Source organism: Streptomyces kryoterrae (assembly GCF_054072135.1).
Window position 1 is genome coordinate 5,852,089 of record NZ_CM133358.1, and the last position, 18,347, is coordinate 5,870,435.

13 protein-coding genes are annotated in these 18,347 nt (G+C 71.2%); 6 read left to right on the plus strand and 7 right to left on the minus strand.

The window, feature by feature from the left end; genetic code table 11:
• Window positions 1-69: 69 nt before the first annotated feature.
• The 4 genes from ACW4TU_RS25820 to ACW4TU_RS25835 all read right to left on the minus strand — a co-directional run bounded on the left by ACW4TU_RS25820 (window position 70) and on the right by ACW4TU_RS25835 (window position 4,177).
• Window positions 70-1,533 carry a hypothetical protein gene (locus ACW4TU_RS25820; RefSeq protein WP_457417158.1) on the minus strand — a complete coding sequence of 488 codons (1,464 nt, stop codon included), beginning with the start codon at window positions 1,531-1,533 and terminating at the stop codon, window positions 70-72.
• Window positions 1,530-1,856 carry a helix-turn-helix domain-containing protein gene (locus ACW4TU_RS25825; RefSeq protein ID WP_457417159.1) on the minus strand — a complete coding sequence of 109 codons (327 nt, stop codon included), beginning with the start codon at window positions 1,854-1,856 and terminating at the stop codon, window positions 1,530-1,532. Before ACW4TU_RS25825 ends, ACW4TU_RS25820 begins: the two co-directional genes overlap by 4 nt.
• Window positions 1,856-2,977 (minus strand): tyrosine-type recombinase/integrase, encoded by a 1,122-nt coding sequence (locus ACW4TU_RS25830; RefSeq protein ID WP_457417160.1) that lies wholly within the window; start codon window positions 2,975-2,977, stop codon window positions 1,856-1,858. Before ACW4TU_RS25830 ends, ACW4TU_RS25825 begins: the two co-directional genes overlap by 1 nt.
• A gap of 294 nt (window positions 2,978-3,271) precedes the next feature.
• Window positions 3,272-4,177 carry an NADP-dependent oxidoreductase gene (locus tag ACW4TU_RS25835; RefSeq protein ID WP_457417161.1) on the minus strand — a complete coding sequence of 302 codons (906 nt, stop codon included), beginning with the start codon at window positions 4,175-4,177 and terminating at the stop codon, window positions 3,272-3,274.
• A 279-nt stretch (window positions 4,178-4,456) separates the two neighbouring features.
• Between ACW4TU_RS25835 and ACW4TU_RS25840 the strand changes: the two genes are divergently transcribed.
• From ACW4TU_RS25840 to ACW4TU_RS25850, 3 genes are all read left to right on the plus strand, one after another.
• Window positions 4,457-4,834 (plus strand): winged helix-turn-helix transcriptional regulator, encoded by a 378-nt coding sequence (locus ACW4TU_RS25840; protein ID WP_457417162.1) that lies wholly within the window; start codon window positions 4,457-4,459, stop codon window positions 4,832-4,834.
• A 612-nt stretch (window positions 4,835-5,446) separates the two neighbouring features.
• A complete protein-coding gene (locus ACW4TU_RS25845; RefSeq protein WP_457417163.1) occupies window positions 5,447-6,703 on the plus strand; it encodes an acyltransferase family protein in 1,257 nt (418 codons plus the stop codon).
• 187 nt (window positions 6,704-6,890) lie between these two features.
• Window positions 6,891-8,336: a Tat pathway signal sequence domain protein gene (locus tag ACW4TU_RS25850; protein ID WP_457417164.1), complete on the plus strand. Its 1,446-nt coding sequence runs from the start codon at window positions 6,891-6,893 to the stop codon at window positions 8,334-8,336.
• A 131-nt stretch (window positions 8,337-8,467) separates the two neighbouring features.
• Here the strand turns inward: ACW4TU_RS25850 and ACW4TU_RS25855 are convergent, their stop codons facing one another.
• On the minus strand, window positions 8,468-10,249 hold the full coding sequence (locus tag ACW4TU_RS25855; RefSeq protein WP_457417165.1) for an FAD-binding dehydrogenase: 1,782 nt from the start codon (window positions 10,247-10,249) through the stop codon (window positions 8,468-8,470).
• Between the two features lie 250 nt (window positions 10,250-10,499).
• Here ACW4TU_RS25855 and ACW4TU_RS25860 point away from each other — a divergent pair, with 250 nt between their 5' ends.
• The 3 genes from ACW4TU_RS25860 to ACW4TU_RS25870 all read left to right on the plus strand — a co-directional run bounded on the left by ACW4TU_RS25860 (window position 10,500) and on the right by ACW4TU_RS25870 (window position 15,712).
• A complete protein-coding gene (locus ACW4TU_RS25860; RefSeq protein ID WP_457417166.1) occupies window positions 10,500-11,825 on the plus strand; it encodes a helix-turn-helix domain-containing protein in 1,326 nt (441 codons plus the stop codon).
• A 74-nt stretch (window positions 11,826-11,899) separates the two neighbouring features.
• Window positions 11,900-12,832, plus strand: a complete 933-nt coding sequence (locus ACW4TU_RS25865; protein ID WP_457417167.1) for a glycosyltransferase family 2 protein — start codon at window positions 11,900-11,902, stop codon at window positions 12,830-12,832.
• 237 nt (window positions 12,833-13,069) lie between these two features.
• Window positions 13,070-15,712 (plus strand): BTAD domain-containing putative transcriptional regulator, encoded by a 2,643-nt coding sequence (locus ACW4TU_RS25870; protein ID WP_457417168.1) that lies wholly within the window; start codon window positions 13,070-13,072, stop codon window positions 15,710-15,712.
• A 6-nt stretch (window positions 15,713-15,718) separates the two neighbouring features.
• Here ACW4TU_RS25870 and ACW4TU_RS25875 read toward each other — a convergent pair whose 3' ends face one another.
• Together ACW4TU_RS25875 and ACW4TU_RS25880 are read right to left on the minus strand one after the other, a co-directional pair.
• Window positions 15,719-17,452 (minus strand): bifunctional 3'-5' exonuclease/DNA polymerase, encoded by a 1,734-nt coding sequence (locus tag ACW4TU_RS25875; RefSeq protein ID WP_457417169.1) that lies wholly within the window; start codon window positions 17,450-17,452, stop codon window positions 15,719-15,721.
• Window positions 17,453-17,536: 84 nt separating this feature from the next.
• On the minus strand, window positions 17,537-18,271 hold the full coding sequence (locus ACW4TU_RS25880; protein WP_457417170.1) for a Clp protease N-terminal domain-containing protein: 735 nt from the start codon (window positions 18,269-18,271) through the stop codon (window positions 17,537-17,539).
• Between the last annotated feature and the right edge of the window lie 76 nt (window positions 18,272-18,347).

Consider the following 18,347-nt stretch of genomic DNA (forward strand, 5'->3'; position numbering starts at 1 on the left):
CAGGGGCACGAAACTGGCGACCTCGCGTAATCGACTGACGCCCATTCCTTGGTGGTTGAGGTGCTGGGGTCACCGTGTGTGGTCGCCGGGTGCGTAGTGGCGCCAGGTTCCTCCTGCCTCGGCGGCCAGCTGTGCGGTGGTTTCGTCGTGGTAGCCGAGCATGCGGGCGATCACGGGGGCGGGGGCCTGGAGGACCAGGTGGCGGATTGCCGCCGTGCGTCCGCGCTGTGTGGGGAAGCCCAGGCGGCGGAGCCGGAGTTCGAGGGTTTTCGAGGTCATGGGCTGCCCGGCCCGGCGGCCGGGGAACAGCCAGCGGGCTGCGGGGTTGGTGGCGGTCATGGTGTTCGGCCGTTCGTTGAGGTAGGCCAGCATCAGTCCGGCGAAGGGCTCGGGAACGGGGGACGGCGGGTCTCCGAGGCGGACGAGGACCTCGCCGTCTTCGTGAAGGATGTCGTCGGTGGTGAGCCGGACGATGCGGGTGAGGGGTTGTGCGTAGAGGAGGACGAGCACGGCGGCGACCCGGTCCCGGCTCGGGACGTCCTCACGGTTCACGGTCTGTCGCAGCAGCGTGAGGCGCTGGTGCTGTGGGATCGGGGCGGGGTTGCTGGTGGAACGGTGCGGGACGACGAGGGCGGGTGCGTGTTTGGAGCGCATCGCCCATCGCAGGAAGGCGTGGGTGAGGCGCCGGGCGGTGTAGCCGCCTGCGTACCAGGTGTCGACGTCGGCCTGGGTGCAGGCGGCGAGGCCGCGTCCGCGTTGGGCGAGGTGGTTGAGGAAGGAGGTCGCGAGGCGGATCTCGTCGCGGGCCTGCCGGATCTGGTCGCTGGTCAGCGGGCCGCGGCCGGCCAGAGTGCGCAGGCGGCGCTGGATGTGCCAGGCGGCGAACAGCCCCAGCAACCGCCGGTGGTCGGTGTCGCCGACGGCGGGAAGTGTCTCCGTGAGCCATCGCTGGAAGAGCAGCAGCTGCCGGTCGGCCGGGGGCAGGACGCCGGTCTGCATGAGCAGGTCGCGCAGGTAGGCGACCGAGCGCCAGGGGGTGAGCCGGCTCAGTCCGTCGTGGGTGAGCGGGACTTCGCCGTGGGCCAGGGCCCGCAGGTTGCGCTGGACGTGGGGGTGGCCGGTCCAGGTCATCCCGCCCCATGGGCGTTGCATCTGCCGCAGGGCGTCGAACAGGGGGAGGAGTTCGGCCCGGACGGATCCGGTGCCGTCGTCGAGGAGCTCGCGCAGGCGCTCGGTCAGGACGCACCGGCCGCAGATGCCGCGCCGGTAGCGCCTTGCCTCCTTGCCGCATTGCTCGCAGAAGAAGTCTCCGAGTCCGCCGGCGCAGTCGGTGCAGAGCTTGCCCCCGTCCGGTGCGAGGCCGGGGGTGAGCCGCTCGACACCGCAGTCCATGCAGGTCCCGTAGATCTCCAGGGCCCTGGTCATGCAGCATTGGCAGATGTAGCCCTCGGGCCAGTGGTTCGCTCCCGGCCGCAGTGCCCGGCCGCAGCGGGTGCAGAACAGGTCCTCGGCGCGGATACGGGTGCGGCTCATCCTTCGGGCCGGATGCGGGCGCGCTTGGGGCGGATCGCCGACAGGTCGACGACCGCGTCGCCGGTGGCGACCTTGCGGATGGTGGCGTTCTCGGCCTTGGTGGCGATCAGGTCGGCAGGGGTGCACTCGAAGATGTCGCAGAGCGCGGCCAGCACCGGCAGCGAGAGCCGTTCGGGGGTGCCGGTGACCAGCCGATGGACCTGGGAGAGCGACAACGCGATGCCGCGTTCGGCGAGTGGTGGGGCGAGCTCGCTGGTGGTGAACATCCCGGCAGCGGCCATGAGCTCGCGCAGGCGCCATTGGTAGCTGACCTGGCGTTTCATCAGGCCCTCCTGGCGGGTTTGAGTGCGGCCTCGACCGTGGCGTCCAGGACCCGCCGCAGGGTGCGGGTGCGGAAGTCGGAAGAGACACAGGTGTAGATCGAGGTCGTGCTGGCATGGTCGTGGCCGGCCTGGGACTGCACGAAGAACGCGTCCCAGCCGTCTTCGATCAGGTGGGTGACGTAGGACCTTCGCAGCGAGTGGAAGTCCAGGACCGGGTCCAGGCCGAGGTCGTCGCGGTAGGCGGCGAAGCGGGAGTCCAGTCGCTGGAGACCGACCCGCCGTCCGCGCTCGGATGGCCACAGAGCGGGCCCGTCCGCGTGGCGCATGGCGGGCCGGACCTCGCTCGTCCACTGGTCGAGGATCTCGGCCGACCACTCAAATACCGTCAGCACGCTGCGGCGTTTGGGCGGCGAGCCCTTCTTCGCCTTGCCGTGGCGGACGTAGAGGACGCCGTACTCACCGAACTCCGGGCCTTCGGGGTTGCGGCCGAAGTCGGCGGTGTCCAGCATCCTCGTCTCGTTGCGTCGCAGCCCGTAGGCGTACGCGGTCTTGAGCAGCATCGCGTCGCGGAAGGCCGGCAGCCAGCCCTTGCGGCCGTGTCCGCGGACCCGGCTCACCTGATCGTCGGCGTGGTCGAAGAACGCCTGCAACTCGTCCCGGGTGAAAGCCCGTTTAGGGGACTCGGCCTCGCACTCCTGCATGTGCACAGCGGTATTCCACTCATGACACACCTGGATCGGATGGGTACCGAACCGCCGCTCACACTCGGCCGCCCACTCGTAGGCCGGGTCGGTGGTGTAGTCGCAGAACAGCCGCACGGCCTCCTGGTAGCCGCGCAGCGTCGAGCGTACGCAGCCACGGACCGCCCGCAGGTCGCCGAACCACTCGTCCGCCAGCGGCGAAGACCAGTTCCAGGGGAAGGCGTCGGCGTGCGCGGCGAACGCCCGCACCTTCCGCTCACGGCTGTTGATCGTCGACAGCGCGAGGTTCCGGGCCAGCTGCTGGTTGCGCCAGCCGTTCAGCATCGCCTCGAAGACCTGCTCGTCCGGCCGCAGCAGCGGCACCCCGTCGGCCAGGTGCAGCCGCGCGGCCCCCGGCGCGGCCCTGTCATTGCCCATCATTTCGTCACACTCCGTAGATCGCATCCGCCGCGAGAATCTCGCATCAGATGCGAAGTCCGGGATGGAACGGCAGGCCAGCCATCCGATCGAGTGAAGCGGAACGACACGGGCCCGGCCCGTCAGCTACCGTCCCAACAGGCACGCCGGAGCCTCCTACCTGCTGATCAGCAGCTTCCCGAGGCCCGAATGGCCAACACGGCGCAGAGTGAAACCAGTTCGCATCTGATGCGATACGCGCCGGTTCCCGGATACGCCAGAAACCCGCCACGGGATGATCTGCGCCGTGCCCCCGCTTCAGATGCGGATCACGATCTTTCCGCGTGTGCGTCCGCGCTCGGCGTGCGCATGGGCGTCGGCGATCCGCTCCAGGGGGTAGGTCTGTTCGATACGGGGTGTGTAGCGGCCTTGCCGGCCCAGTTCCGCGGCCGCGGACAGCAGGGCGGAGTCGTTCTCCGCGTTGACCACATGCGTGCCCAGGCGCTGCCCGCCCGCATGGTCGGCGACCGTCGCGACGCGTGTCGGGTCGCCCGTGATCGCGACGAGGTCGTCCAGGGATCCGGAGGCCGCGGTGTCGAGCGCGATGTCGACGCCGTGCGGAGCGAGAGCGGAGAGGCGCTGCGCGAGGCCGGGGCCGTAGGTGGTGGGAACGGCGCCGAGAGAGGTGAGGAACTCGTGGTTGCGTTCGCTGGCCGTCCCGATCACGGTGGCACCTTGTGCCACAGCGATCTCGACTGCCGCGCCGCCCACGCCTCCGGCGGCGCCCTCGACGAGAAGGGTGCGCCCCGCCAGGGAGCCGAGCGCGTTCAGGCCACGCATCGCGGTCACGGATGCGAGGCCGGCGCCCGCGGCCTGCTCATCGTTCCACGTGTCGGGGGTGTGGGCCCAGGCTGAGAGGATGACCAGCTCCGCGGTTGCGCCGGTGACACCGCCCAGCCCGAAGACGCGGTCGCCGATGCTCACCCCCTGCACTCCGTCACCGATCTCGTCGACCACGCCGGCGGCGTCGCGCCCGGGGATGGCGGGTAGCTCCAGGGGAATCAGCTGGTGCAGGGTGCCGGCGCGCAGTTTCCAGTCGATGGGATTGACGCCGGCCGCCGCGACGCGGACACGGATCTCACCAGGTCCGGGGTGGGGGTCGGGGGCCTGCTCGATCACCAGGCTCTCCGCTCCGCCGTATTCATGGAAGCGGGCTGCGCGCATAATGTCCTGCCTTGCCTTTATGGGTCGACATAGTGGTGTTCATTCGATGCTCGTTACTGCAGATCCGACGTTGGCTTGAGGTGCGGCAAGCCGACTGCCTTCCGGCCGGAGGAGGAGGGGTGCGGATCGGTGAGGTTGTCGAGCGGTCGGGCAGTCACCCGCCCCGACAACCACGATCCTGCCCATCGTCGGAATACCTCCCGTCGAGTCGATGCTCCGGAAGATATCCAGAAGGTCGGTAGCCAACTGGATACCAAGAGCTGGGACAGGAGACCCTCAATGGCGCAACGGCCGCCGCTGCCAACCGACTTGTTCGACGAGCTGTGCCCGTCCCCGCTGCTGCCCTTCCGCTTCGGTGACAAATGGGCATCCATGGTCCTCCGCTGTCTGGACGACGGCCCGCGCAGATACTCCGAACTCCGCGTACCACTGAGGCGCGTCACCCCGAAGGCGCTCACCCAGTCGCTCCGCAGCCTGGAGCAAAACGGGTTCGTGTCACGCACCGTGCACGCCGACCCGAAACTGCGGGTGGAGTACGCGCTGACACCGCTGGGCCGCAGCACGCTGGAGCCGCTGGCCGCCGCGTGCCAATGGGCGGCCGAGCACTGGGACGAGCTCCTCGACGCCCGCGAGGGCGGCATCTCCTCCATCGGCTGACCCGAACCTGCGCTGGTGGGACGGAACCGGCGCCTCCCGGCGGCGGCTGCTGGACATGGTCGAAGCAAGTGCTCCTGGGCCACCTTCCCGCTCCCGGAAACCGCCCCTGGGCGAGAAACAGCGACCTGACCGAGGGGACCCTTCCGTGCCGCAGCCGGCGTTCGCGGACATCGCGCCCTGGTTCGCCGAGGCGCTCGCGCTCGTCGAGTCCGAGGGGCGCGAGCAGCTCTACGACGTGTGCGAACACACCGTCCGTGCCCTCACCTGGATGCCCCGTCAGGGTTCATCGCGAATTTCCTTCTGCACATTCAGCACATTCAATCCCGGTACCGCCGCAGTGACGCACCCTTCGGTGAATCGAAGGGCGCCGAAACCCCACCCAAGATCAATAGGAACAAAACCTTCCACATCCCGGCGAAATCAGACCTCTTCCGCTCTACAACCCTTGAACTGACCCAGAAGTCTCTGTGCGTGAACCGTGAGGTTCTACGGTGTTCGCGGGTTTGCCGGGACTACCGCTGGCAAACGTCCGCCGTTCCGCTGCCGACCGCCGCCGCCGTTCCAGGGGCGCAAGCGGTCGTGCGTGGGCGGGCTTTCCGATGGGGGAATCAGGTGTCGATGCAAGGCGCGGACAGTGGGCCGCCGATGCGCGGGCGGGTCATGGGCGGGATACGGAAGGTGATCCCGTCCCCGCGGCAGCCTCTCCCGCTCGCCACGGCCGAGCAGTCGCGCGGGCCCACGGGGGCGACGGACAGACCCACCCGGACCGCGGCGAAGCATGCCGCTGTCCCGGGGCGCGGCGACCGTCGCCTCTACGCCATCGACGGGCTCCGCCTGCTTGCCGCCCTCGTCGTGGCCTTCCACCACTACGCCGGGACCTGGAGGGTCAACCAGCCGGACAACGCGATCTGGGGGCGGCCGGTCTCCGACATCATGCCGACCTGGTTCCGGTTGTCCGCGTACGGCTGGATCGGCGTCGAAGTCTTCTTCGTGATCAGCGGGTTCGTGATCTGCATGTCGTGCTGGGGGCGCACCCCGCGCCAGTTCTTCACCTCCCGCGTGATCCGGCTCTACCCGGCCTACTGGTTCGCCATCATCTTCACCTCGGCCGTCCTGGTCACGCTGCCGGGAGTGTGGGAACAGCACCGGGCGCGCGAGGTCCTGCTCAACTTCACGATGCTGCAGTCCGGTTCACGCGTCTCGAACGTCGACGGCGTGTACTGGACCCTCTGGTCGGAGCTGCGCTTCTATCTGCTCTTCATGGCCGTCGTGGTGACCGGGCTGACGTATCGCAAGGTCGTGGTGTTCTGCTGCCTCTGGGGCGCCGCCGCGATGATCGCCCCGGCCGCCGGTTTCCGTCCGGCGACGCTGATCATCAACCCCCAGGGCGCCTGGTACTTCATCGCCGGTCTCGCCCTCTACCTCATGTACCGCTTCGGCCAGGACCTGTTGCTCTGGGGCATCCTCGGCATGGCCTGGCTCATGGGACAGCTCGAACTCGGGCATCGCATCGACACGGTCGAACGGGTCTCCAGCTGGCGCGGCAGTGTGCTGATCTTCACCGTGTTCCTGCTGGTCATGGTCGCCATCTCGCTCGGCTGCACCGACCGTATCCGCTGGAAGTGGCTGGTCACGGCGGGTGCGTTGACGTATCCGTTCTATCTGATGCACTACCTCGTCGGTACGACGGTCATCAACCGCCTGCGCGACACCATGGACGCCCGGCTCCTGGTCGTGTCCGTGATCGCCGGCTTCCTCGTACTGAGCTGGCTGGTGCACAAGTTCGTGGAAGCGCCCCTGGCGCGGCTGCTGAAGCGCGGCCTGGACACGTCGTTCGCGCGGCTGCGCAACGCCTCGTCCACGTCCTGACCGGCGGCCGACGCCCCTCTGTCGAAACCCCGGGCCACCCTCCTGGCTCGGGGTTTCCTTCCGCCGCCGGACAGTTCGACCTGTTCAACCTGCATGCATATCAGGGGCGTTGACCCGCTCCGGGTGCGCCAGCAGAATGAGCTCCCGCGCGTTGGTGAGAGCGCTCTCAATTCAGCAGAGGAGACCCATGAACGGCAGGTCCGACAGAGAAGGCGCACCAGGCGTATCAGGCGCACCGGGTCCCGCGCTCAGCCGCCGCACCCTCATCGGGGCCGCCGGTCTCGGTGCCGCGGCGCTCACCGCCGCGGGCTCGGGCGTCGCAGGCGCCGCCAACTCCGCGACCGGCTACGGGACTTCCGCCCAGCGCCGCGCCCACTCCTTCCTCGCCGCCGCCATGGACGCCTACCCCGACCACGGCGACATCCGGCTCACCCAGAGCTACACCGACCAGGCGGGCCTGTTCAGCACGGCGTTCACCTACGACAACGCCCTCGCGATCCTCGCCCACCTCGCCGCACGCACCGAGTCGGGCCCGCGCCGGGCCGTCGCCCTCGGGGACGCCCTGCTGTACGCGCAGGCGCACGACCCGGTGTACGACGACGGCAGGCTCCGGCAGGCCTATAACGTCGGGCCGTACGTCTTCTACGACGGGGTCGCCCAGCCCGACGGGTTCGTGCGGGCCGACGGCACCGCCAACGTCGGCACCCAGTTCGGGTTCACCGGTACCGCCGTGGGCGACATGGCCTGGGCCGGAATCGCGCTCGCCGCGCTGGCCCGCCGGACCGGAAAGCGCCGCTTCCTCGACGGTGCCGTACGGATCGGCACTTGGATCGAGGTGAACGCCAGTACCCAACAGCCCCTCGGCGGCTACAAGTTCGGGGTCGACGGCGCGAACGCGAAACTGCCGTTCAGCTCCACCGAGCACAACACCGACCTGGTCGGCCTCTTCGGACAACTCGCCCTGCTCACCGGGGACCCGGTCTGGCGCCAACGCCGGGCGAGAGCGCGGGCGTTCGTCGAGAAGATGTGGGAACCGACCGGAACCTCGGGCGGGGTGCCCGGGGGCTTCTTCTACACGGGCACCAACGACGGCGTGACCGTCAACAAGTCCCCGGTCCCCGAGGACACCCAGACCTGGACCCACCTCGCCCTCGACTCCCGCCGGTACGCGGGCTCGTTGGACTGGGCCGCCACCGAACTGGCCGTTTTGGACCGGGCGGACCGCGTCAACAGCACGGTGCCCGCTGGACAGTCGTACGAAGGAGTCACCTTCAGCTCCGCGAGCCTGCTGGCCGACGAGGACGCGCCCATCGCCGAGTTCCAGCCCAGGCCCGACCGCAACGGCGTCTGGTTCGAGGGGACCGCGCACCTCGCCCTCGCTCTCCGCGACCGTGCGGGACACGGCGACGAGGCACGCGCCCACCGGCTGATCGCCTCCGTCGAGCGGGCCCAGGAACTCCTCGGCACCGGCCAGACCGTCGGCAGCCTGGCCCTGCCCGAGCGCGCCGGGGTCGTCTCGGCGACCAGCCCCCTCGACACCGGATTCGGCTTCGGCTACTACCCGTACCGCCACACGGGCGCGACCGCCTGGTACCTGCTGGCAGCGGCCCGCTCGAATCCCCTCCGGGCCTGACGCGGTAGGCGGTACGGGTACCGGTCCGACGACCATGCGCGTTCATGCGGAACAGGTGCATGAACGCGCCCAGCACACAGGGGAGTTGCGCCCGGATCGCCGGATCGCCGGATCGCAACGCCGCAACGCCGTCAGGCGGTCGCCGCAGCCGCCGCCCTCCCCGCCTGGCGGCCCGAGAACAGGCACCCGCCGAGGAACGTGCCCTCCAGCGACCGGTACCCATGGACGCCGCCGCCCCCGAAGCCCGCGACCTCACCGGCCGCGTACAGACCGGGAACCGGGGTGCCGGTGGCGTCGAGGACGCGGCCCGACAGGTCGGTCTGGAGGCCGCCGAGCGTCTTGCGGGTGAGGATGTTCAGCCGTACGGCGATCAGCGGTCCGGCGGAGGAGTCCAGGATCTTGTGGGCCGACGCCGTCCGGCTGAGGACGTCGCCGGGGTAGGAGAGGGCGTTGCGGATGCCCATGACCTGGGCGTCCTTGCTGTACGCGTTGTCGATCTCCCGGTCCCGGGCCTCGATCTGGCGCTGGAGCGTGGCCAGGTCGATCAGGCTCGTGCCGGTCAGCTTGTTCATGCCCCGGACCAGCTCGGGGAGCGTCGTGGACACGATGAAGTCCTCGCCGTACTTCTTGAACCGCTCAAGTGGCTCCGGGGTCTGCCAGGCGCGCGACAGCAGCATCCAGATGTCCTTGTTGGTCAGATCAGGGTTCTGTTCGGACCCGGAGAGCGCGAACTCCTTCGCCAGGATCTTCTGGGTCGTCACGAACCAGGAGTAGTCGTAGCCGGTGCCGGTGATCGACTTGAGGGTGTGGAGGGTGTCGTACCCCGGCATGTCGGGTGCGGAGAACCGCTTGCCCGTCGCGTCGAACCACATGGAGGACGGGCCGGGCAGGATGCGGATGCCGTGGTTGGCCCAGATCGGGTCGTAGTTCTTCAGACCCTCCGTGTAGTGCCACATCCGGTCGGGGTTGACGATCCGGCCGCCCGCCTTCTCGGTGATCGCGAGCATCCGCCCGTCCACGTGCGCGGGCACACCCGTGATCATCGACTTGGGCGCGGTGCCCATCCGGGCCGGCCAGTTCTGCCGTACGAGATCGTGGTTGGCGCCGATGCCGCCGGACGTCACGATCACCACCTCGGCGCTCAGTTCGAAGCTGCCGACCACCGTCCGCGAACTGGCCTTGCCCCGCGCGGCGGTGCTCGCTTCGAGAACCGCGCCGCGTACGCCGGTGACGGTGCCGTTCGTCCGTATCACCTCGTCCACGCGATGGCGGTGCTTGAACGTGACAAGCCCGGCCGCCACCGCCGCCCGGACCTTCTTCTCGAACGGTTCCACTACGGCGGGACCCGTGCCCCAGGTGACGTGGAAGCGCGGTACGGAGTTGCCGTGGCCGTCGGCGAGGCCGCCGCCGCGCTCCGCCCAGCCGACGAACGGGAACCACTGCATACCCAGGTCGGCCAGCCAGGCCCGCTTCTCGCCGGACGCGAAGTCGACGTACGCCTGGGCCCACTTGTAGCCCCAGTGGTCCTGGCCGAGCGGGTTGTCGATGTCCCGGTCGAAGCCGGCGGCGCCCTGCCAGTCCTGCCAGGCCAGGTCCTTCGAGTCCTTGACGCCCATCAGCCGCTGCTCGGCGGAGTCGACGAAGAACAGCCCGCCGAAGGACCAGAACGCCTGCCCGCCGAGGTTGGACTCCGGTTCCTGGTCGAGCAGCAGCACCTTGCGGCCCGCCGCCGCGAGTTCGACCGTGGCGACCAGCCCGGCCAGCCCGTGGCCCACGACGATCGCGTCGGCCGACGTGGCCGCCGCCGAGGCCGCGAACGCCGTGCCCGTCTGGGTGAGGGCGGTCGCGGCGACCGCGCCGCCGGCCAGCGTCAGCGCCCGGCGGCGGCTGACCGGGTCAGTCAAGTGCTCCATGGAGGTGCCTTCCGGGAAAGTAGTACGGCGGGTGCGGGTGCGGGTGACAGTGCAGATGAGGGATCAGATGCGCGTGCACGGGCGCGTGGGGCGTCCGTGCGAAGGGTGTGTTTGTGGCGAGCCTGGGGTTACCGTCGGTAGCGCCCAGGGAATCAGGTCGGTACAACAGCGCGGTAGTAGCCGGGAGCCAACGCCTCCGCCCCTCCGTTGTGTCCCGGCGACACCGCACCGACGCGGAAGGGGGAGGCCCATGACGGTCCTCACCGACCTCAGCGACTCCACCGAGCTGCCTGAGCGGCCCGACCGTGAGACCGTCGCCGAGGTACTGCGCGCCATGGCCGCCGACGTGGACGTCCAGGGCGAACTCGTGCGCGCGGCCCGGAAGCACTCTCCCGAGGTGGGCCGGCTCGCCGAGGCGGAGACCCACTGGCACGTCACCGCCATGATCAACGCGGCCGGCGCCTGGCTGGGAGACCCCGGTGGGTGTGATCCCGGGCCGCCCGGTACCGGGGACGCAGACGAACTGGGTGTCGAGGCCCAGGACTTCGCCGCCGCCCTGCTGCTCGGCGCCGACCGGGCAGGCCAGGGCGTGCCGATGACCGCCGTACTGCGCGGAGTGCAGGCCGCCCACACCCGCGCCGTCGAGATCACCGTCGACCGCTGCCGCTCGGCCGGGGTCCCCGACGGCGCGCTGCTCTCCGCCGTGCTTCGGCTCAAGGAGTACGGCGACGCCCTGCAACGGCACGTCGTCCACGGGTACCGCACCGCCGAGTGGGACACCCCGCGCGCACTGGGCGAGACCCGGGCGCGGCTGCTGCACCGGCTCCTCGTCGAGGGCGAACCGGCGCCCGCCGCCGAGGAGTTGGCCCGTGCCGGGCTGCGCCACAACGCCGTACGCCATCTCCTGGTCGCCACCCCGGGCGGCGACCCCCTCCGCACCCGGCGCCTGGCCCACCGCCTCGCCGCCCTGCGCGGCTGCCTCTTCGGCATGCTCGACGGCCGGCTGGTGGGCCTGTACCCACGACTGCCGGCGGGCGAGACGATCGATGGCGGGGAGGGAGAAGGGGAGGGGGAGGAGGAAAGGGGTGACGGCGCGCTCGTCGTGGTCTCACCGCCCGTACCCCTGGACGACCTCCGGGCCACCTACGCCCTCTGCGTCCGCGCCCTGGACCTCGACGGAGGGGCCACAGCGTCACCGGGACCGCAGCACGGGGGCCACGGCGTGTACGAACTCACCGAACTGGCCGCCGAGATCGCCCTCGCCGACCAGCCGCTCCTGGGTGCCTGGCTCAGCGCCCGCCTCCTCGCGAACCTCGATCCCCGGGACGACTTCCACCGTCAGATCGCGGTCACCGCACTGACGTTCCTCGACCACGGCCGCCGCCTCGACCGGACGGCGGCCACCCTGTTCACCCACCCCAACACCGTCCGCTATCGCCTGGCCCGCCTCCAGCAGCTCACCGGCGGGTCCCTCACGGACGACCTGCCGGGGAGCGCCTTCGGGCCGCTCGGCACCCTGCACTGGTGGTGGGCGCTGCGAATCTGGCTGGGGCTCGGCGCTGACGGAAAGCCGTAGGGTGTTATGCAGAAGAGACGTACTCAATGCGTACTTAATACATCCTTACTGTAAACAGATAGCATCCGACCGCGATGGTGTACGTCGGCGGCCGGAACGAGGTGGGTCTGGTGGGTGGCATGGCGGTGGAGCCGCGTATCGCGGTGGCCGTGGTGACCATGGGAAACCGGCCCGTCGCGCTGAACGCGCTGCTGGAGTCGATCGCCAAGCAGGATCTCGCCCCCGACCGCATCGTGCTCGTCGGCAACGGCTGTCCACTGCCCGAACTCCCCGGCCTCTCCGGCGAGGTGACGACCATCGAGGTCGACGAGAACCTCGGCTGTCCGGGCGGCCGCAACGTGGCACTGGCCCGGCTGCGCGAGTTCGGTGACATCGACGTCGTGGTCGACCTCGACGACGACGGCCTGCTCATCGACCCCGATGTACTCACCCGCGTACGGGACTTGTACGCCGCCGACCCCCGGCTCGGCATCGTCGGCTTCCGGATCGCCGACGAGAACGGCGTGACCCAGCGGCGGCACGTCCCCCGGCCCGGCGCGGGCGACCCGATGCTCGGCGGATACGTCACCCAGTTCCTCGGCGGCGGTCACGCCCTGCGCATGTCGATGCTCGACGAGACCGGCGACTGGCCCGCCGCCTTCTTCTTCGCCCACGAGGAGACCGACCTCGCCTGGCGGGCCGTCGACGCAGGCTGGAAGATCCTCTACGAACCGCGTCTCCTGCTGCGCCATCCCAGCACCTCGCCGGCCCGGCACGCCATCTACCACCGGGTCACCGCCCGCAACCGGGTCTGGCTGGTCCGTCGCCGGCTCCCGCTGCCGCTGATCCCGGTGCACCTGGGCGTCTGGATGGCGATCACGGTCCTGCGCGGCGGCTCCACGCGCACGCTGCGGGCCTGGTTCGGCGGCTTCGTGGAGGGCCTGCGCGAACCGGCCGGCGAGCGCCGCCCGATGCGCTGGCGAACGGTGTGGACACTGACCAGGCTGGGCCGCCCACCCGTGCTGTGACCTCAGGAAACGCGCCTGTGACAGCCCGCACGCGATACGAGGGCCCCGGTCGTCATCTCCAACGACCCGGGCCCTCTCGCGTACCCGGACCCGGCCGCGACGGCGACACTCCCCCGAGCTGCGCGTCACACGCGCGCACCCTCGGGCCGGCTCCGTTGAAGTGATCACATCAGGCCACGCCAACAGATCGCTAACATGTACTTCCGGCGGCGAACGAGATGGCAGTGGGGCGAGAACATGCGGTGCGGTCTGCGGTTCGGACTGCTGGGCGCGCCTGTTCTGTACGCAGGTGACGTTCCCAACGGCCTCACCGGGGACGGAATCCAGCCGATCCGCAGCATCAAGGTGCGGACGCTGCTCGCCGCCCTGCTCCTCGAACCGGGCCGAGTCGTCCCGGTCGGGGTGCTCAAGGACGCGCTGTGGGGCGGGGCGCCGCCGGCGTCCGCGCAGGCCTCGCTGCACAACCACGTGGCCCGGCTGCGCCGGCTCCTGGACGATCCGGGACGGCTGCGAGCCGTGCCGCCCGGCTATCTGCTCCGGGTCGGCCCGGGCGAGTTGGACGTGCACGTCTTCCAGGCCCACGTCGAACGGGCGCGGGCCGCCCACGCCAACCAGGACTGGCAGCGCGTCCTGGCCGAGAGCGCGTCCGCCCTCGCCCTGTGGCGCGGCGCCCCGCTGACCGGCCTCCCGCCCGAAGCGGTCGGATACGCGTTCACCCAGCGCCTGACGGAGGCCCGCCTGCTCCTGCTGGAGTGGCGTTACGACGCCGAGCTGGACGTCGGCGGCCCCCGACTCCCCTCCCTGATCCCGGAGTTGACGGCCCTGACGGCCGAACACCCACTGCGCGAGTCCTACCACCGCCAACTGATGCTCACCCTCCACCGCACCGGCCGCCGAGCCGAATCCCTCGCGGTCCACCGCGACCTGCGCAACCGCCTACTGGAAGAACTGGGCGTGGAACCGGGCCCGGCAGTACGAGCGGCCCATGTCGAGGTACTGAGACTGCCGGCGGGTCCGGCGGGTCCGGCGGGTCCGGCGGGTCCGGCGGGTCCGGCGGGTCCGGCGGGTCCGGCGGGTCCGGCGGGTCCGGTGGGTCCGGCGGGTCCGGCGGGTCCGGTGACTCCGGCAGGGCCGGTAACTCCGGTGGGTTCGGTGAGTCCGGCGGACCCGGTGACTCCGGTAGGTCCGGCGGGCCAGGCAGGTTCGGGAGGTCCGGCGGGCCAGGCAGGTTCGGGAGGTCCGGAGGGCCGGACAGGTTCGGGAGGTCCGGAGGGCCGGACAGGTCCGGGAGACCCGGAGGGCCCGGCAGGACCGGGGACCCCGGCAGATACAGGTGCAGCAGACCCAGAGGGGTCGGGAAGCCCAAGGGGCCTGGATGTTCCGGATGTTCCGGGTGATCCGGATGTTCCGGGCGGCTTCGCGATGCCCGCCCAGCTTGCGACACCCACCTGCCTGGCGGTTCCTTACGTCCCCGCACAGCCGACGTCGGGTTCAGCCCCGCGACCGGCTCCCGCCGCCACATCACCAGCGGTGTCGGTATCACCGGCTCCCGCCCCCACACCACGAGCCGCGTCGGTATCACCGGGTTCGGCCCCCACACCGCGCTCCGCGCCAACGCGGCGCTCCGCGTCGGTATCAGCGCGCCCCGCCCCTACACCACGCTCTGCGCCACACCCTGCCCCCGCGCCAACGCCACGTTCCGCTCCCGCGCCGCGCCCTGCCCCGGCGTCAACGCATCCCGCGCCGCGTCCTGCCCCGGCGGCACCGCGCTCCGCATCACCGCGCCCCGCACCGGCATCCGCACCGCTCCACGTGCCCCGCCCCGCCCAACTCCCCCCGCCCCCGCCCCACTTCACCGGGCGCCACGCCGTCGTCGACGACCTGTGCCGGGCCCTGGCCCCAGAGCCGCACCCTCAGCCCGATGTCACCGTCGGCGCTCCCGTCGCCCCTGTCGCCGTGATCCACGGCATGCCCGGTGTGGGCAAGAGTGCCCTGGCGCTGCACGTCGCCCACGCCCTCCGGGACCGCTTCCCGGACGGTCAGCTGTACGTCGACCTGCACGGCAGCAACCCCGGCAGGTCCGCGCTCACCCCCGCCCGCGCCCTCACTGCCCTGCTGGGCGACCTCGGCGCCGACCCGCTCCGTATCCCCGAACACCCGGACGGGGCAGCCGCGTTACTGCGTTCCCTGCTCGCGCCGACCCGCACCCTGATGGTCCTGGACGACGCCGAAGGCGCCGCGCGGATACGGCCGTTGCTCCCGGCGGGCCCCGGCTGCGCCGTGATCGTCACCAGCCGGTCCCCGCTGACCGCCCTCGACGGCGTCCGCCGCTTCCCCCTCACCCCCCTGACCGACGGGGAGAGCGCCGAGCTGCTGCGCGCCGCGTCCGGACGGGACGGCCTCGACGAGACCCACCCCCTCGTCGGACTCACCGGCCGCCTCCCCCTCGCCCTGCGCGTGGTCGCCGCCAGACTCGCCGCCCGCCGGGCCCTCACGCCGGACGCGCTCGCCGCTCAACTGGCCGCTGCCGACAGCAGGTTGCCCCATCTGGAGTACGACGACCTGAGCGTCCGCCGCTCCCTCGCCGGCGCCCACGACACGCTGCACACCTCCGCCCGCGAGACCGACCGCGACGCGGCCCTCGCCCTGCGCCGCATCGGCGCCCTGGACCTCCCCACGTACGACGCCCCGCTCCTCGCCCGCCTCACCGCGACCGACGAACGCCGCGCCGGGGCAGCCCTGGACCGCCTCGTCGACGTAGCCCTCCTGGAGGAGACCGCGTACGGCCGCTACGCACCCCACGACCTGGTCAGGGACTACGCCCGTGAACTGGCCGCGCTCGAGAAACCGAACGGCGACCAGCCGGCCGGCCAGGGTTGACGCGCGTCACTTGGCCTCGGCGTAGCACTCCACCACCGCCGTACTGAACGGAAACCGCACCGGCGTCTCGCCGAACGTCAGCCGCCCCGCCAGTTCCGCCGCCTCCCGGATCGCCGCCACCACCGTCTGGGCCTCCGCCTCCGGACAGTGCACGATCACCTCGTCGTGCTGGAAGAAGACCAGCTCGGCCGCCATCCCCGCACAGGCCCGGCGCAGCGCGGCGAGCAGCAGCAGCGTCCAGTCGGCGGCGCTGCCCTGGACGACGAAGTTGCGCGCGAAGCGGCCCCGGGCACGGGAGTTGGACGAGGCGTACCCCGGCACCCACTCCTGTGCCCCCGCGCCTCCCGCACCCCCGCCGGGATCGGCGCCCTCGTCCTCCGAGAGCGGGATGCCGGCCTCCTCCACCGAGTCGTCGTTGGCCCGCACGGCCGGGGGACACGTACGCCCCAGCCACGTCCGCACGAGCCGCCCCTCCTCTCCCGCGCGCGCCGCCTCGTCCACATACGCCACCGCCTTCGGGAACCGGCGTCTGAGCGCGGCGAGGTTCTTGAGGCCGTCCCCGGAGGTCTGCCCGTACACCGCGCCCAGCACGGCGAGCTTGGCCTGCGCCCGGTCGCCGGAGAACGCGCGGTCGGAGACGGACTGGTAGAGGTCGCTCTCCCGCCCCGCGACCTCCATCAGCCCGGGGTCGCGCGAGATCGCGGCGAGGACCCGCGGCTCCATCTGGTCGGCGTCGGCGACGACGAGCCGCCACCCCGGGTCGGCGACCACGGCGCGCCGGATCACCTTGGGGATCTGCAGCCCGCCCCCGCCGTTGGTGACCCAGCGCCCGGTGACCGTCCCGCCCGCGAGGAACTCGGGCCTGAACCGCCCGTCCCGCACCCAGTCCTGGAGCCAGGACCAGCCGTGCGCGACCCAGATCCGGTACAGCTTCTTGTACTCGACAAGGGGCTTCACCGCCGGATGGTCGATGCTCTCGATCTCCCATCTCCGCGTGGACCGCACCTTGATCCCGGCCTGCGCGAAGGCCTTGACGACATCGGTGGGCAGATCGGGCCGCACCCGGCGCCCGAACGCCGCCGACACCTCGTCCGCCAGCTCGGCGAGCCGCCGGGGCTCACCCCCGCCCGCGTACCGCTCGCCCAGCAGTTCGTGGAGCAGCTCGCGATGGACGTCCGCGCGCCACGGCAGCCCCGCCGCGTTCATCTCGGCGGCCACCAGCATCCCCGCCGACTCGGCGGCCGTCAGCAGCCGCATCCGGTCCGGGTGCGCGGTCGCGTCGTGGCGCCGCTGCTGGTCGGCGTACACCTCCAGCAGATCCGCCAGCGGCACGTGCACCGGACCCGGTTCGAAGAGCGGCGACTGCGCGCCGGGCTCGGCGGACCGCTGCGGTGGATCCGGCGGTACGGGACCGCCGCGCAGCCGGGCGAGGGCCGCCGCCGCGGACCGGGGCTCACCGAGCCGCCCCTCGTGGCCGAGCAGGAGCGTCTCGGCGTCCTCGATGTCGTAGCACCGCTCGACTCGCACCCTCGCGCCGAGCAGTCGCGGATAGACCTCGGGGGTGGACCGCCACACCCACCGCGTGACATCCGGCCGGTCACGGACGGCCGCGCCGAGATCCGCCTCCCGCCGCACCGGCCCGGCGGGCAGCCCGTCCGGACCGAGGGGGGCGATCTCCACGCCACCGTCCTCGGCCGGAGCGAGCGCCCACCGCTCGGCCGTCTCCGCCACGCCTGCCATGTCCGTGAGTGTGGCAGGCGGGTCTGACAACGCCCCCGACCAGCACCTTCAGCACTTTCAGCGGTTCAAGTGCTTCCGGCGCGGTCAGTTCTGCTCGCCGAACTCCACCTTGATCGTGGCGAGGGCGGCGGTGATGTTCTCCTCCGTCGCCGCCTTGGTGATACCGAGGCCGGACAGGACTCCGTCGCCGTTCTCGAACTCCAGCAGGGCGAGCAGGATGTGCTCCGTGCCGACGTAGTTGTGGCCCAGGCGCAGGGCCTCGCGGAAGGTGAGCTCCAGGGTCTTCTTGGCGTCGGAGCCGTACGGGACGAGTTCCGGCACCTCCTCGGCGGCGGGCGGCAGCGCGGCGGTGGCGGCCTGGCGCACGGTGTCGAGGAGGACGCCCTGCGCGGTGATCGCCTTGGCGGCCAGGCCCTCCGGCTCGGCGAGCAGACCGAGGACCAGATGCTCGGGCCGGCCTTCGGGGTTGCGGGCGGCGATGGCCTCGTTGTGGGCTGCCGCCACGGTGTTGCGGGCACGCGGGGTGAACCGCTGGAAGCCCTGGCTGGGGTCGAGGTCGACGGACTCCTTGGGCACGAACCGCTTCTGCGCGGCCTGCCGGGTGACGCCCATGCTCCTGCCGATGTCGGTCCAGGAGGCACCGGAACGCCGTGCCTGGTCCACGAAGTGCCCGATCAGATGATCCGCCACCTCGCCGAGGTGATCAGCGGCGATCACCGCGTCCTGGAGCTGTTCGAGGGCGTCGGTGTGCACTTTCTTGATGGCCTCGATGAGGTCGTCGAGGCGTACGGAGGCCCGGACGGGCTGGTTGGCTGTCATGTGTCAACCGTAGGTTGTCAGTCAGCGACTGTCAACCCGAAGTTGACAGTCTGGCCGGGTGGCGGTGGCATGGCAC